12 protein-coding genes are annotated in these 15,182 nt (G+C 74.0%); 2 read left to right on the top strand and 10 right to left on the bottom strand.

Annotated elements, in window-relative coordinates:
• The first annotated feature begins 232 nt into the window (after nt 1-232).
• On the top strand, nt 233-2,176 hold the full coding sequence (locus CUT44_RS24720; RefSeq protein WP_100204148.1) for an AfsR/SARP family transcriptional regulator: 1,944 nt from the start codon (nt 233-235) through the stop codon (nt 2,174-2,176).
• Entirely contained in the window at nt 2,173-3,369 is a 1,197-nt protein-coding gene (locus CUT44_RS24715) for an MFS transporter (protein ID WP_233221669.1), read from the top strand. The genes CUT44_RS24720 and CUT44_RS24715 overlap by 4 nt, the downstream gene beginning before the upstream one ends.
• A 96-nt stretch (nt 3,370-3,465) precedes the next feature.
• Here the strand turns inward: CUT44_RS24715 and CUT44_RS24710 are convergent, their stop codons facing one another.
• The 10 genes from CUT44_RS24710 to CUT44_RS24665 all read right to left on the bottom strand — a co-directional run bounded on the left by CUT44_RS24710 (nt 3,466) and on the right by CUT44_RS24665 (nt 15,149).
• The gene (locus CUT44_RS24710) at nt 3,466-5,037 is read right to left on the bottom strand and encodes an amino acid adenylation domain-containing protein (RefSeq protein ID WP_100204147.1); all 1,572 of its coding nucleotides are present in this window, start codon (nt 5,035-5,037) and stop codon (nt 3,466-3,468) included.
• Nucleotides 5,034-5,780, bottom strand: coding sequence for a 4'-phosphopantetheinyl transferase family protein (locus CUT44_RS24705; RefSeq protein ID WP_233221640.1), 747 nt, complete (start codon nt 5,778-5,780; stop codon nt 5,034-5,036). Before CUT44_RS24705 ends, CUT44_RS24710 begins: the two co-directional genes overlap by 4 nt.
• 6 nt (nt 5,781-5,786) lie before the next feature.
• Nucleotides 5,787-7,283, bottom strand: coding sequence for a condensation domain-containing protein (locus CUT44_RS24700; protein WP_146252302.1), 1,497 nt, complete (start codon nt 7,281-7,283; stop codon nt 5,787-5,789).
• Nucleotides 7,280-8,380 carry a glycosyltransferase family 2 protein gene (locus CUT44_RS24695; protein ID WP_100204145.1) on the bottom strand — a complete coding sequence of 367 codons (1,101 nt, stop codon included), beginning with the start codon at nt 8,378-8,380 and terminating at the stop codon, nt 7,280-7,282. Before CUT44_RS24695 ends, CUT44_RS24700 begins: the two co-directional genes overlap by 4 nt.
• On the bottom strand, nt 8,373-9,731 hold the full coding sequence (locus CUT44_RS24690) for a DegT/DnrJ/EryC1/StrS family aminotransferase (protein ID WP_233221639.1): 1,359 nt from the start codon (nt 9,729-9,731) through the stop codon (nt 8,373-8,375). Before CUT44_RS24690 ends, CUT44_RS24695 begins: the two co-directional genes overlap by 8 nt.
• Before the next feature lie 170 nt (nt 9,732-9,901).
• Nucleotides 9,902-10,966, bottom strand: coding sequence for a LysR family transcriptional regulator (locus CUT44_RS24685; protein ID WP_100204143.1), 1,065 nt, complete (start codon nt 10,964-10,966; stop codon nt 9,902-9,904).
• Between the two features lie 168 nt (nt 10,967-11,134).
• A complete protein-coding gene (locus CUT44_RS24680; RefSeq protein ID WP_100204142.1) occupies nt 11,135-11,386 on the bottom strand; it encodes an acyl carrier protein in 252 nt (83 codons plus the stop codon).
• On the bottom strand, nt 11,362-12,558 hold the full coding sequence (locus CUT44_RS24675; protein ID WP_100204141.1) for a 3-dehydroquinate synthase family protein: 1,197 nt from the start codon (nt 12,556-12,558) through the stop codon (nt 11,362-11,364). Before CUT44_RS24675 ends, CUT44_RS24680 begins: the two co-directional genes overlap by 25 nt.
• A 7-nt stretch (nt 12,559-12,565) precedes the next feature.
• Nucleotides 12,566-14,182, bottom strand: coding sequence for an amino acid adenylation domain-containing protein (locus tag CUT44_RS24670; protein WP_233221638.1), 1,617 nt, complete (start codon nt 14,180-14,182; stop codon nt 12,566-12,568).
• Complete coding sequence (locus tag CUT44_RS24665) at nt 14,172-15,149, bottom strand: hypothetical protein (RefSeq protein WP_199185830.1); 978 nt, start codon at nt 15,147-15,149, stop codon at nt 14,172-14,174. The genes CUT44_RS24670 and CUT44_RS24665 overlap by 11 nt, the downstream gene beginning before the upstream one ends.
• Nucleotides 15,150-15,182 lie beyond the last annotated feature (33 nt).

Here is a 15,182-nt window from a genome sequence, read left to right as displayed (position 1 = left end):
CGGCGCCGAGGGTCCGACTCCCGGATTCCCGCCGGCCCGCCCACCGGGCGGGAAGAAGGCCGTTTGAACGGATTCTGCCCGGATATACGGAGAACTCGCTCCGTGACCCTCATCCGCTCCCATCCGCCGTCCGCAGCGGACGCGGCGCGCCACAGGCCCACAGGGCCCACCCGCCGTCTCCGTCCCTCACAGCCGCCTCGACCCCAGATGGGTGATTCTTCAAGGGAGAACCATGGAATTCCGGGTGCTAGGTTCGTTGGAAGTACGGGGGGCCGGCCAGTTACTGCCCATTCGGGGCAGCCGCCGCCGGGCGCTCCTCACGACTCTGCTTCTCCATGCCGGTCGGGTGGTTCCCGTGGAAAGCCTCACCCAGGCGGTGTGGCCCGACGGACAGCCCAACTCGGCACTGGCGAACATCCGTACCTATGTCTATGAGTTACGGCGCCAGCTCCAGCTCTTCGACGACACCGAGGACCGGCTGACCAGTCATCCGGGTGGCTACCGGCTGACCGTGGGAGCCGGGGAGCTGGACCTGTTCAACTTCCGCGCCCTCATCACAGCCGGGCACCGCGTCATGCGGCACGGCGACCACCACGGCGCCGCCGAGTGCTTCGGCCGCGCCGTGCGGATCTGGCGGGGACGGCCGGCGGAGGGGCTGGAGTTCGGCCAGTCGGTCGCGGCGATGCTGGCCTGCCTGGAGGAGGAGCACTGGTCCGCCACCTCGGCCTGGATCGATGCCCAGCTGGCCCTCGGACGGCACGAGCAGGTGATCCCCATGCTCCGCGAGACGGCCGCCCGGCGCCCCCTGTGCGAACACACCTGGGCCCAGCTCATGACGGCGCTGGGCAGTGCCGGGCGGACCGCCGAGGCGCTGGCGGCCTACCAGCAGGCCCGCCGGGTCCTGGTGGACGAGATCGCCGTCGAGCCCGGAGCGGAGCTGAGGCGGCTCCACTCCGCCGTCCTCGAGGGCCGGTCCCTGGACTCCGCGCCTCCGGCTCCGCCGCACCGCGCCGCCCCCGGCGCCGTCCCGGACACGCCTCTCCCCCCGGCACAGCCCGTCCGGGCCTCCTGCGACCTGCCGCCCCGGCTGCCGACGCTGGTCGGACGCGAGGACGTGCTGGACGAACTGCGCCGCCTGGGCGAGCGGCAGAGCGCCTCCGTCGACGACCAGGCCAGCGTGGCCGTCGTCGCCGTCTCCGGCCCGGTCGGCGTGGGCAAGACGGCCACCGCGGTGGCCGCGGCCTACGGGATGCGCCAGCTGTTTCCCGACGCCCAGCTCTTCGCCACCTTCGGCGCGATGACCGGCACACCGCGCCGGACCGGCGAGGTGATGGTGGAACTGCTCGGCGCCCTGGGCGTGCCGCAGCAGGCCATCCCGTCCGGTGACTACCAACGGGAGGCGCTGTACCGGGCGATGATCGCCGGACGGCGCATACTCGTCGTGCTGGACGACGTGGCCGACGCCGCGCAGGTACGTCCGCTCATCCCCGGCGCCGGACGCTGCGCCGTTCTGGTCACCAGCCGCCCCCCGCTGGTCGACCTCGATGTCGACCGGCGGCTGTGCCTGTCCCCCTTGAGCAACGGCCAGTCCTTGCAGTTGCTGGCCGCCCTGGTCGGCCGGGCCAGGGTGGAGGCCGAGCCCGGCGCGGCCGCCAGGATCGCCGAGGCGTGCGAGCGGCTGCCCCTGGCGCTGCGGATTGCCGGAGGCAGGCTGGCGGCCCAGCCCACCTCCCCGCTGGCGGCCATGGCACGGCGACTGGAGAACGAGCCGGGCCGACTGGACGAACTGACGCTGGGCGACCTGTCCGTCTCCCCACGGATCGCGCAGAGCTACCGCACGCTCGACCCGGTGACGCGCTCGGTCTTCCGGCGGCTGGCCGCCGACGGCCCTCCGACGGTCACCCTCCGCACGCTCCGTGACCGGCTCGCCCTGTCGGAGCCGGTCGCCGACCGCGTTCTGGAGGAGCTGGTCCGGCACCACTTCCTCGTTCCCCTGGCGGAGGCGTCCCCCCGGGGAGGCCACCGGATGCCGAGGTTGTGCCGCGCCTATGCGCGCGTCTCCGGAGGGCCGGGAGACCAGCGCCCTTCCCACCACGGCGCTGTCATGAACCGCCCCGTGAGCCGCAGCCGCCCGGCCGACCGGGCCGGTGCCGACTCCGGGAGGCAGTCTTGGTGAGCCCGCCCGGCACGCGGGAGGGGGACGGCGCCACCGCGTCATCCCCCTCCCGGGGGGCGGTGCGGGCCCGGCTGGCCGTCTCCCTGGTCTTCGTCATCATGGGGTCGACCATGGGCGGCTGGTCCGCGCGCATCCCCGAGATCAAGCGCACGGTCGGCCTGGGTGACGCCGCCTGGGGCGTGGCCAACACCGCGTCCACCGCCGGCGACCTGGTGGCCCTCGTGGTGGTGACCCTCCTCATCGGACGGGTCAGCATCCGCCTGCTCAGCCTGGTGGGCGCCGCCCTGATCCTGCTCAACGCGCCTCTGCTGGCCGGCTCATCGACCACCGTCGCGCTCGTTGTCGGCCTGCTGACCTGGGGTTTCGCCGCGAGTCTGCTCTCCACCCCCATGAACGCCCAGGCCATCGAGGTCGAACGCCGGTACGACCGGCCGCTGCTGTCCACCTTCCACGCCTGCTTCAGTTTCGGCCTGCTCGGCGGCGGTCTGCTGGGCACGCTGGCCGCCGCCCTCGGCGTCCCGCCCAATCTCCAGCTGGCCGCCACCAGCGTGCTCCTGGGCACCCTGCTGGCGGTGGCCGGCAGGTCGCTGCCCGACGAGGTCACCCGCACCCGCGACCGGACCCCCCTGCGCAAGCGGCTGCGCAACAGGTTCACCCCGCAGCTCGTCCTGCTGGGTTCCATCGCCTTCCTCTCCTCCTTCATCGAGGGCGCCGCAGGCCAGTGGAGCGCCATCTACGCCGCCGACTCCCTCGGCGCCGGCGCCGCCCTGGCCGCGGCCACCTACACCGGTTTCACCGTCACCGTCGCCACGGCCCGCCTCCTGGGCGACCGGCTGGCCCTGCGTCTGGGCCACCGGCGCCTGCTGCGGCTGTCCGCGCTGACCGCCGCGCTCGGCGCGGGCATCACCGTGGCTTGGCCGCACCCCGCCGCGGCGATGGCCGGCTTCGCCGTCGTCGGTGCCGGCATCGCCTGCATGACCCCCACGGTCTTCGGACTCGCCGGCAAGCAGCCCGGCCTCTCCTCCGGGGAGGGCGTTTCGGTGACCGTCATCGGGCAGTGGCCCGGCTTCCTGCTGGCACCTCCCGTCATCGGTGCCGTCGCGGGCCTGCTGAGCCTGCGGATCGCGCTGGTCACCCTCGTGGTCGCGGCACTGGGCGCCGTGGCGCTGTCCGGCCGCGTCTCCACTCCGTGAGACCGTGCCCGGCCGCGGCCCGGGCACGCCGTACCGCCCGCGCCCTCTCTCGCGGGGTGCGGGCGGTACGGGTGTCCCGCTCGCCCGGTCCTCCGGTCAGGAGGTCCCGGACGCCATCCGCGCCAGCAGGCGGCGGTCCGTCTTGCCGTTCGCGTTCACCGGGAAGCCGGTGACGGAGGAGAACCGCTCGGGGACCATGTAGGGCGGCAGCGCGGCGGCCACCCAGTCGGACAGGTCGGGCTCCTCCGCCCCGTCGGCCACGCAGAACGCGTGCAGCCCGGTCCCGCCGCGGCCGGGGACCGCCAGCACGACCGCCTCCCTCACCCGCGGATGCCGGCGGAGCACCGCCTCGATCTCGCCCGGCTCGACCCGGTGCCCGCGGATCTTCACCTGGTCGTCGAGCCGTCCGAGGTGCGTCAGCTCACCGTCCTCGTACCGCACCCGGTCCCCGGTGCGGTAGTGACACTCCGGGCCGGGCGCGTCCGTCACAGCGGTGGCGCGGCCCGCGGCCAGCCGCACGAAGGCTCCGCTGTTGTGCCGGGGGTCGAGGTAGCCGTCGAAGCGCTGCGGGCCGCGAACGCACAGCTCGCCCTCGGTGCCCCCGGTCCCCTCCGCAGTGAGCAGGACGGCCTCCAGACCGGGGTGCGGGCGGCCGATCGGCACGGTGCCGTTGGAGGTGCACGGCCAGTCCCGGGGGACGGCCGGCAGCCGGTATCCGGTGCAGGTGACGGTCAGTTCCGTGGGCCCGTACAGGTTCTCCACGGTGCTGCCGGGGGCCGCCTGTGCCCAGGCGGCTGCCTGGTCGAGGGTGAGCTGTTCCCCGGCGAACAGGCTGTGGCGCAGGCCGGGCATGCCTGCCGGAGGGAGGGCGCGCAGCCGGCGGGCGAGGGAGATCACCGAGGGGACGGAGAACCAGTGGGTGATACGGCGGGAGGTGACGAACTCCGCCGGACGCAGGATCTCCTCCCGCCGGGGCACCACCAGTGCGGCCCCCGCGGTCCAGGCGGTGAACATGTCGAAGACCGAGGGATCAAAGGTCAGGTCGAAGGTCTGGGAGAGCCGGCTTCCGGGGCCGACCCGGTAGCGTTCGGCCCGGGAGGCCAGATAGCCGCCGAGGTTGCGGTGCCGGATGGGGACGCCCTTGGGCTCACCGGTCGAGCCCGAGGTGAACAGGATGTAGGCGATGTCCTCCGGCCGCCCGCGGTAGGGCTCGCTCCAGGGATCCGCCGGCAGTCCGGCGAGCGGGCCGCCGGGACCGGTGTCCGCCGGCCGGACGGCGGCGGCCCCGGCGGCGTCGGCCACGTCCTGCGCGTACGGCGCGCCCGCGTCGTCCGACACCACCGCCTCCACCGCCGCGGCCCGCGCGACGACGGTGTTCCGCGCGGCGGGGAAAGCGGGGTTGAGCGGCACGACCGCCGCCCCCAGCCGCAGGGCGGCCAGATAGCCGGCGTACGCGACCGGGCTCCGGGAGGCGAGCAGCCCGACGGACGCCGGACAGCCGCCCACGGCCCGGACCAGGGCGGTGGCCGTCCGTTCCGCGAGCCGGTGCAGCTCCTCGTAGGTCATCGTGTGGCCGGCGGTCTCCAGGGCCGGTGCGCCGGGGAGGTGCCGTGCGGTACGGCGGAACCAGGTGTACAGCGTGCCGTCCGGGGCGAGGACCCGGGTCATGGGAGGTCTCCCTTCGCGTCTGAGGTGGAACGGTGAGGCGCCGTGCGGTCGGCGGCGGACACGAGATCGGCAGGGCCACGGGCGTAGGAGAGCGGCACGGGTGAGACGGCCCGCAACGACCGCCAGCACAGCCCCCGCCACTGTCCGTGGCGTGCGCCCGGGGCGACCGGCACCGTCCATGGACGGCCGGCCAGCCCGGTGCCCTCCGCTTTGACGCACGCCTCCTGAACCGTCCAGATCCAGGCGAACTCACGGGCCCGGACGGATTCCGGCAGTGCCGCCAGCAGTCCGGGTGCCTCCCCCCGGCAGCACCGCCGCACCAGCCCGGCGCTGGGCCGGTAGGGCGACTGGACGTCGACGCCGACGACGGCGCGCGCATCCCCGGGAGCGTGGAGCACCGCCGCGGCGACCCACCCCTCGGATCCCGACAGGCTGACGGCCGTGCCGGGGCTGCCGGGCAGGTACGGCCGCCCGCCCGGGCGGGCGGCCAGCGGCTCCCTCGCCGTGTCCGCGCCCACCGCATCCGCCAGCAGGCTCCGCAGCAGGGCGCGGGCGGCCAGGTACCGCTCGGCGCGCCAGGCGGGCAGGTGCCCGGCGGCGCGGCGGTCGGCCGGGAGGGGGGGCACCCGGACGAGCGCGGCGGCGCGGGCCACGGCCAGGTGCACTCCGCCGGCGTGGTCCACGGCCCGCAGGTTCCCGCCGGGCCGGACCGTCAGGCTGAGGTCCGCGGCGGCCGGGAGCACCGGTCCTCACTCCCCGGCCGGGGCCGGAAGGACGGGACGCCGGGCGGGGAGCACCTCCCGGACCGGTCGGTCCGGGGCGGCGAGGAGCGCCGAGACCACCGACCGGTACTCCGCCACGACATCCGCGACCAGCGCGCCGTCGTACAGGTCGCGGTTGTAGACCATCACCCCGCCCCGGCGGTCGTCGTCGAGGATGATCCCCGGCACACCGCGCTGGGCCCACACCGGCAGCAGCTCCTCCGCGACGTCCCCCAGCGCCAGCAGCGGCGGGCCGTCCCCCAGGGCTTCCTCCCCCCGGGGCGACACCTGCCGGACGCTCAGCTCCGGGTACTCCAGGACGGGCGCGGCGGGCGCGGCCGACTGGAACCAGTAGTGGAACAGCCAGACGAACGGCCACGGCCGGTGCGCGTCGAAGTCCGGGCGCACCGCACGCGCGACGCGGTTGAACGAACTGTTGTGGGCGACGGCCTCCGCCATCGTCGTGTGCACCGCCCGGATCACGTCCAGGAAGCAGTCGCCGGGGTCGGCCCGCAGTTCCAGGTAGACGTTGTTGGTGAACTGGCCGATCACCTGCCGGGAGGCGGGAGTGGCACGGCCCAGCGTGGTGGTGCCGCCGATCAGCCGGCTCTGCCCGGTGAGGCGGCACATCAGCACGTGGTAGGCGGCCATCAGGGACAGGAACGCCGTGCTCCTGGCGCGCCAGGCCACCGTCCGCATCGCCCGGACACTCCCGTCGTCGAAGGTGAACCGATGGGCGACCTCGGCGGTCAGGTCCGGACCGCGCGGGGTGCCGAGCGCGGGGAAGACCGGTTCGGGCGGGAGCGGCAGGAGGTGCCGCCGCCAGTAGTCGTCGCGCGTGCCGTCCTCGGGGAGGGCGGCACGCTGCCAGGAGGCGACATCCCGGAACGAGACGTCCAGCGGCTCCTGCGGGGTGGCCCGCCCGAGCCGCACCCGGTAGGCGCGCAGCAGGTCCTCCACGAACACCCGGCAGGCCCAGCCGTCGGAGACGACATGGAAGAAGCCGACCGTCAGAAGGTGCTCGCGCGGCGCCGTGCGCACCAGGCGCACCCGCCACAGCGGGCCGGAGCGCAGGTCGAAGGCGGCGAACTGCTCGCCGTGCACCAGGCCGGCGAGCCGCCGGTCCCGTTCCCGGGCGGGCAGCCCGGAGAGGTCCACGAGGGCGAAGGAGGGCTCCGTGTCCGGGCGGACGCTCAGCAGCGGCTCGTCACCGGTGGTCTCGAACACCGTACGGAGGACATGGTGGCGGAGCGTCACGTCCCGCAGAGCCTGTTCCAGGACCGCCGGATCCACCTCGCCGTCCAGCCGGCGGAAGTCCACCACCGGCATCAGCGCGGCGCCGGGGTCGTGCGGGGCCAGTCCCCTCATCAGCTCCCACAACGTCTCCTGGCCGGGTGCCAGCGGCAGCCGCTCCTCGGCGCGGCCCGGCCGCGTGTACGCCGTCCGGTGTGTCGCTGCGTGGTGTGTCGCTGCGTGGTGTGTCACTTCTCCTCGCTCCGCAGGTAGGCGCTGTCGTCGGGCCACTCGAAACCACCGAAGAGCAGGGCGGGACTGCGGTACCTGACGGCCCCGGCCACCGCTCCGGCGTCGAAGAGCCACTCCAGGAGGGCGCAGGCGACGGAGTCGGCCAGCGCGCGCGGCGTCCGGTCTTCTCCCAGCAGCGGCCCGACCTGGCGGGCGACCAGGAGGCCCGCCACCGCGGGCACGGCGAGCAGGCTGCGCCCGCGGGAGCGACGCCGTGCGGCGAGGGCGGCCAGGGAGGCGGCGGCAACCACACTGATCTTGTTGAGCATGAAGCGCCGCCGCTCCGGATGGGTCACGCTCAGCCACTGCTCGGAGAGCCCGTAGCTCAGCAGCCGCCTGCAGACAGCCCCCAGGGCGTCGGTGCCGACGCTGTCGTGCAGCACCACGGCCCCGGCCTCGCAGGCGGTGACGTAGCCGCCGGCGGTCAGCCGGAGGCCCAGCTCGATGTCCTCGCCGCCGGTCGGGTGGGGGGAGTCCTCCGGGAAGCCGCCGACCTTCTCGAACACCTCGCGCCGCACGGCGAGGTTGCAGGTCGCGCCGCTGGTGAGCCGTTCGTACCGGACGGGGTCCTCGTGGTGGCCGTTGAGCAGCCACGACCGCCGCATGACGCGGAACACCGCGGTGTCCCCCTCTGCCAGGATGCCCGGTCCCGCGATGGCGGCCACCTGCGGCGGGGCGTCGCGCAGCGCCTTGACGTGCCGGTCGAGGAGTTCGGGGTCCGCCCGGCAGTCGGAGTCGACGAAGCACACGAGGTCGTACTGGGCGAGCCGGGTGCCGAAGTTGCGCTTGGTACCGACGTGCGCCGGTCCCTCGACATACCTGGCCCCGTGGCGGCGGCAGTTCTCCCGGTGGCGGTCCGCCTCGGGCCGCGGCGAGTCGTCCACCACGATGACCTCGGCCGGTTCGGTGCAGCGGGAGACCGCTGTGGCGAGACTCTCCAGCAGCCTGCCCATGAGCTCGACCCTGCCCTTCACCGGAACCACCACGGATATGCCCCTGCGGGTCTGTCCGCGGGGGGTGCCCGCGGCGTCCGCGGTGTCCGTCGTCGTGTCAGTCATGTCCGTCCGTCTCCGCCTCGGGGGCCACGAAGGCCTCGCGGTCCGTACCGTCCGTGTTCGCCGTGCGGTGTGTGCGCGCGCCGCACGGCCGGGGTCCCGCCGCGACCTTGGCCACGGCGTTCGCGATGTCCTCCATGTCCTGCCCCTCCCCCAGGAAGGCGCTGTGGTGCAGCAGGACGGCGTGGCCGGCCAGGTACTCGGCCCCGGGGTAGGTGCGGCCGCGGTGGACCTCGGTGAACCGCTCCGACAACGGCGCTATGGCCGGTTTGGTCCACGGGCGCAGCAGCGGGCTGCGCGGCAGCGGCGTGCGCGGAGTGTAGACGCGGGTGCCGAGCTCCGCGCTGAGCGCGTGGGCCACCCAGGTGTTGTCCGCGGTCGGCGGCAGCGGGTCGAAGACGATCGGCACCTCGTACATGGAGAGCCGGTCCTGGGCCGGCGGGCGGCGCAGGAGCCGTACGCCCGGTATCCCGGCCAGCAGTCCGGACAACCGCTCGTAGTTGCGGTTCCGGACGGCGTGCTGGCGGTCCAGCAGGCCGAGCTGGGCGCACAGCAGGGCTGCGGCGAACTCCCCCAGGCAGAAGTTCGACCCCATCATCGAGGCCGTCTCCACCAGTTCGAGAACCCTCTCGCGCCGGTGCGGGCCGTAGCGCCGGGAGTCCGCGCGCAGTTCCTCCAGTACGGGCGCCAGGGTGTCGTCGTCGGTGACCACGGCGCCGCCCTCCCCCGAGGTGAGGACCTTGCTGTGCTGCATGCTGAAGCAGCCCAGCCTCCCCAGGGAGCCCGCGGGCCGGCCCTGCCACCGCGCGCCGTGCGCCTGTGCGGCGTCCTCGACGACGGTGACCCCCCGGGGCGCGACGGCCGCCGAGAGCGCCGGTACGTCGGCCATCACGCAGGCCCAGTGGACGGCGATGAGCGCGCGTGCGTCCACATCGGGGTCCAGGGTGTCCGGATGCAGGCAGCCGGTCCACGGGTCGACGTCGGCGAGCACCGGCACCAGTCCGGCCCGGAACACCGCCGTGGCGGTCGCGGTCCAGGTAAGGGCGGGCACGATCACGTGCTCCCCGTGGGGAAGGCCGAGCGACTCCAGCGCGATCACCAGGGCGCTGGATCCGTGGTCGGTGGGTACGCAGTGCCGTGTGCCGGTGTACTCGGCGAACATCGCCGCGAACCGGCGCTCGGCCAGCTCTCCGCGACGGGGGCTGCTGATGGCCCACCTGCCGCTGTGCAGTACGGCTGTCAGTTCCTCCACCGCGCCGTCGGCCGGCTGCGGCCAGGTCGGCCACGGCGTGTGCGGATCGCGCACCGGTGCTCCGCCGTCGATGGCGAGGCGAGCCGTCCGGAGCCGTGTCATGACCATGAGTCCTCCTCCCGTCGGGTCCTCCTGATGTGCGGTACGAGCCGGTGGCCGGCCCCTCCGCGTGTTCCCCCGAGGCTCTCCCGCCCCGATACAGGGGCCGTACGTACTCCGTACATGTGGCGCGGGGCTCCCCCGGTGCTTCACCGGCCCGCCCACCGCGCGTGCTACGGGGCGGCTGCGTGCGCCGGGGGCGTACGGCCCCCGGCGCACGGCCGGGAGCCGTGGTGGCCGGCGGTCGGCCGACACGGCCGGGAAGAGTGGGTTCCGACCGTGCCAGACGCGTCCGCGCCGGTCCCGGGCAGGGCGGGGAGACAGTCCGCCAGCTGCTCCTCCACCACCTGGGCCGCCGCCTCCACCAAGGCGTCGAGCGCCGGGTTGGGCAGGGTGTTCCGGCGCCGGGCGACCTGGGTGAACGTCTCGAACGGCGGCGACCAGTCGACCTGGCGCAGCTCACCGCTGGCGAGTTCGGCCTCGACGGCGACCCGTGGCACCAGGGCCACGCCGATGCCGTTGGCGACGCTCCGCCTGGCGGCGTCGGCCGAGTCCAGTTCGAAGACCCTCAGCCTCTCCGGCTCCCTGCCCCGGGAAGAGGCCAGGAGCCTCTCAAGGCCGAGGTGGCACCCGGCGCCGTTGTCCGAGCGGACGAGCGTCGCACCGCGCAGGTCCTCGTCGGTGACCATGGTGCGGTCCGCGAGCGGGTGGTCGCGGCCGGCGACGAGGACGAGCGGCTCGGGACACAGGACCCCCATCTCCACGTCGGCCTCCGCGTCCTCGGGACCGCGGAGGCGGTCCACGAAGAACGCGCAGTCGAACCGGCCGGCGCGCACCTGGGCGACCACGTCCCCGTCCGCCGGGGAGCGCATCGAGATCTCGATCCCGGGGTAGCGCAGGTACACGTACTCGATCAGGGGCAGCAGCCGGTGGTTGGCCAGGCTCTCGGGGGTGCCCACGTCGACCCGTCCGCGCAGTTGCCCTCCCGACTCGACCAGGCAGCGGGCCCGGTTGGTGAGCGAGACGATCTCGCGGGCGTAGGGAAGCAGTTCCCCGCCGGCGGGTGTGGGGGTGACCCCACCGGGCAGCCGCTTCAGCAGCACGGTGCCCAGCGCCTGCTCCAGCGCCTTGATGCGGTTGGTCACCGTGGGCTGGGACAGCCCCAGTCTGGCCGCGGCCCTGGTGAAGCTTCCGATGTCGACGACGGCGAGGAACGCTTCGAGCTGGGGCGTGTCCACGGTGCACCTCCCCCGTGCCACGGATGGCACGCGACATCACGTGCGGGGCACCTGCCGCGTCCCGCGTCCACGGACAAACCTCACAGGCCGCCATACAGCTCTCATACGCGGGGCATACACCCGTGTCATACGCGGGGCACAGCCGCCCGCCGGGTCGGCCCGGCGGGGTCAGGTACCGCGGCTGGGCAGGGACTGCAGGTGCTCGCAGACCGTCCGCACGGTGCACGGCCGCGTCTCCAGCAGTTCGGGCCGCAGCTCCACGCCCAGGGCGTCCTCGATGCCGAGCAGCAGGGAAACCCCCTTGAGCGAGTCGAGGCCGTAGTCCTCCATGTCCCTGTCCCGGTGGATGTCGGCGGCATCGACCCCGTTGCCGAGCACATCCGCGAGCACGGTCCTCACAACAAGTTCGACGTCTTCCACCGCGCGTCCTCCTTCTCACCGATCGTTCCGCCGCGTTCCGTCCAGCTGTGTCCGGTCACGGTCTCCAGGGCCGCCATCACCGTCTCCTGCGGGACGGGAACCAGCGGATATCCGCTCTCCCCGGTCAGCGGGCCACCGAGCGACTCCAGGAGCACCATCGCCACCTCGTCGCGACCGCAGGGTATGTAGCCCCGCTTGTTGTCGGTGGCCAGCTTCGCGCGCAGCTCCGCCCGGTCGAAGCGGCCGAGCCTGGTGCGCGGGTCGGGCAGCCGCAGCCAGTCGACGATCCGGTAATGGCTGCGCAGATCCTCGCCGCCGAGTATCCCCAGGCTGTGGCTGACCTCGGCGGCCACCAGCATTCCCCACGCGACCGCCTCGCCGTGCTTCATGGACCCGCCGGAGATGAACTCCAGCGCGTGGCCGACGGTGTGGCCGTACTCGAATATCAGGGCCTCCCGGCGCTCCCTGGGGTCCTGGCGCAGAAAGGGCTCCTTGGCGGTGACGCCTATGTCGAAGAGCTGGAGCAGCGGACCGATCCGCTCCCCGGGGAGCGCGGACAGCGCGCCGCGCAGCGTCTCCTCCTCTCCGGGCAGGACCGCCAGCACGTTCTTGGCCATCTCCGACAGCCCGGTGAACAGTTCCTCGTGAGGGACCGTCGACAGCCAGCGCAGATCGCAGGCGATGAGCGAGGGGGCGTAGTAGGTGCCGCACAGGTTCTTGCCACCGCGCAGGTTGACGGCCTGTTTGACCGACACCACCGAGTCGAAGGCCGCCACCGGTGTGGTCGGCAGGTGGATCAGTCCGGTCCCGCGGAACAGCAGCGCCGCGGTGAGCCCGGCGACGTTGCCCACCATTCCCCCGCCCATGCCGATGACGAGGGAACTGCGGTTGACGCCCCGGCTGATCGCGCTCTCGGCGATGCCCTGGACCAGGGACATCGTCTTGTTCGTCTCGGACGCGTCGATCCCGAACGTCTCGACCTTGACATGGTGCGACAGCTGCCGGGCGAGCGGTGCCGTGTGCGCGGCCACCTTGCGGTCGGCGACCAGGAGGACGGAGTCCGCGGAACCGGTCCTCGCCGCCAGCGCCTCGGCCAGGGCGATGCCGCAGTCCACGCCGTACAGATAGGGGGTCTCGTGGCCGTCCAGCGGTATGTGTCGTTCGAGCATCATTCGTTGTCTACCTTTCCGTCGTCGGCCGTCCGCCGCGGCACCGCGCCGCCAGTTCTCCGCGGTCGACCTTCCCGTTCTCGGTGATGGGCAGCTCGCTGACCACTCGGAGCCGCTGAGGAACCATGTACTCCGGCAGCACCGTCCGGCAGAAGGCGATCACCTCCGTGCTGTCGGGACCCCGCTCTCCCGGTTCCGGAAGGACGAAGGCGGCCAGTAGGGGGTCGGTGTCCGGCTCCTCCACCACGACCGCGGCGGCGCCGGCCACACCGGGGAAGTCCCTGAGCCGGTGCTCGATCTCACCGAGCTCCACCCGGTTGCCGCGGATCTGGACCTGGGAGTCGGCGCGTCCGCGGAAGTAGAACCGCCCGTGCTCGTCCCGGTGGGCGAGGTCTCCGGTGCGCAGCACCCGCTGCCCGGTACGCGGGTTCACGGGGTCGGGCACCAGGGCCGCCTCGGTGGCCCGCGGATCGTTCCAGTAGCCGGTGAACAGGGTGGGGCCGCGCAGGAGGAGCTCGCCGGGCACCCCGGGCTCGTCGACGGGGCGTCCGTCCCCGTCGACGATCATCAGTTCCGCCCCGGCGTGCGCCGTACCGATCGACAGCCTCTCCAGGTCCTCCGGCAGCGGGCGGGGGACCTCTGCGAACGAGGCCGCCATCGATTCCGTGCTCCCGTAGCAGTTGATCATCCGGGCGCCGGGGAGGAGCTCCTGCAGCCTCCGCAGCTCGTGCGACGGGAACTCCTCCCCGCAGAACAGCACGCCGCGCACCCGGTCCAGGCCGCTCAGCAGCTCCGGCTCCCTCCGGAGTGTCTGGCGCCAGATCGAGGGCACGCCGTTGACCTGGGTCGCGCCGGTCTCCCGCAGCACGGCCGCGAAGCGCCGGGGCCAGCGCAGCAGGGTGCGCGGCACCGGTACGACGGCCGCTCCGCTGCCCAGCGCGAGGCCGATGTCCAGCAGGGAGAAGTCGAACTGCAGCGGGGAGGTCGTGGCGACCCGGTCGGAGCCGCCGACGATGCCGCACGCCGCCATGCCGCGGTAGAACGACACGACCGCGCGGTGGCTCATCACCACGCCCTTGGGCCGGCCGGTGGTGCCGGAGGTGAAGATGACGTAGGCGGGATCGGTCTCGACCCCCCGGCGCCAACCGCGGTCCTCGCGCGGTGCCGGCGCCCGGTCCAGCTCCACGCCGTACGGGCCGAACCGTCCGGTGCCGGACGCCTCCGGCGGGATCCGCTCCGGCCCCGTGTCGTGCGTCCGCAGGAACAGCACCGGCTCCGTGGTCCGCGCGATCCACCGCAGCCGCGGTGCGGGCGTCTCGGGGCTGACGGGCACGAAGACGGCGCCCAGCGAGGAGCAGGCCGCCAGCATCGCGATGGCCGACGAGGAGGTGTCCGACTCCAGGAGCACGCAGTCGCCGACCCCGACGCCCGCCTCCGCCAAGGCCCCGGCGTACTCGTCGGCGCGTTCCGCCAGCTGCCGGTAGGTGACCGTGCGGACGTCGCCGCGCCCGGCGTACTCGACGACCGCCGGGTTGCCGGGCGCGAGGGCCGCCGCGGCCAGCAGGAACTCGTGCATGCGCTCGCCGGCGGGGTGCGGCGGGGCCGCGCCGCGCTCGTCAGTGTTCACCGGGGCCCCTCCCGTCGTGCGTGGTCGCGGCTGTCCTCGCACCGGGGCGCGAGGGCAGCCGGGACATCGCCTCGCCCACCTCGTGGAGTGCCCGGTCCACCACCTCCGGCCTGGCCCGACCGCGCTCCGCCGACATGGCGGCGAACCGCAACGCCCGCGGCAGCTCCGCCCAGCTCGCCGACGCCGCCCGCCCGGCCGCCGCCGGCAGCAGGCCGACTCCGGTCAGGACGGCGATGCGGTGCCGCTGGTGCCGGGCGGCGGCCCACAGGTCGTCGGTGTGCGCGGCCAGCGCGGACGTGTCCGTCAGCCGGTCCGCCAGGAACGCCAGGACCTCGCACGGCTCGTCCAGCCAGCTGCCCGGCAGCGGCGCCGCGGGGGCGCGGTCCTGCCGCACCAGCCACCGGTAGCGGGTGGCGGGCGGCACCGGGACGGGCACACCGAGCGCGTACGCGTCGCGCAGCTCCCCCTCGGGCCGGATCCCGGCCGGCGGGTTGAGCGCGGCGCGCAGCTCCGCGTCGGTCAGCCGGCCGCGGTACGGCCGGTGCCGGCCCTGCGGGAGCAGGGCGTCGAAGTGGTCCGTCAGCAGCCAGCGGTCCTCCCGGTGGTCCTCCAGCAGCACCCAGTGGGACACGTCGGCCCGGCCGTACTGTGGCGACCAGGGCAGGAAACGGGTGTTTCCGACGGCCAGGACGGCTCCTCGGGCGGCCAGCTCGCGGGCCAGCTCCGCACGCGCCGTCCGCCACCGGGCAGCGCCGCGGTAGCCGAGCTCCCGGCCGTCCCCGGTCCGGTCGATCCGCCGGTGGTGGGTGAAGGCGAGGCGGCCGCCGGGCAGGTCGGTCCGCACCGCAAGCCGTACCGCGTGGGCCAGGCGCCGGGCGGCGCCCGGCGCCTCCCGGTCCAGGTAGGCGACGAGGCTGGTGGTGTAGCAGCTCAGTTCCGGGACGCCGCCGTGCCGTGTCGCGGCCATGGGGGACTCCTTTCGGGGTGGTCCCTGTCGGGA

The organism is Streptomyces carminius (genome assembly GCF_002794255.1).
Taxonomy (GTDB): Bacteria; Actinomycetota; Actinomycetes; order Streptomycetales; family Streptomycetaceae; genus Streptomyces; species Streptomyces carminius.
This window is presented reverse-complemented; position numbering and strand designations above follow the sequence as displayed.

What these genes read in the sequence shown, in the direction of transcription:
- CUT44_RS24720 (WP_100204148.1), top strand. Translation starts at nt 233, where the DNA reads ATGGAATTCCGGGTGCTAGGTTCGTTGGAAGTACGGGGGGCCGGCCAG.
- CUT44_RS24710 (WP_100204147.1), bottom strand. Translation starts at nt 5,037, where the DNA reads ATGACCCGGGTCCTCGCCCCGGACGGCACGCTGTACACCTGGTTCCGC.
- CUT44_RS24695 (WP_100204145.1), bottom strand. Translation starts at nt 8,380, where the DNA reads ATGACTGACACGACGACGGACACCGCGGACGCCGCGGGCACCCCCCGC.
- CUT44_RS24690 (WP_233221639.1), bottom strand. Translation starts at nt 9,731, where the DNA reads ATGACACGGCTCCGGACGGCTCGCCTCGCCATCGACGGCGGAGCACCG.
- CUT44_RS24675 (WP_100204141.1), bottom strand. Translation starts at nt 12,558, where the DNA reads ATGATGCTCGAACGACACATACCGCTGGACGGCCACGAGACCCCCTAT.
- CUT44_RS24665 (WP_199185830.1), bottom strand. Translation starts at nt 15,149, where the DNA reads ATGGCCGCGACACGGCACGGCGGCGTCCCGGAACTGAGCTGCTACACC.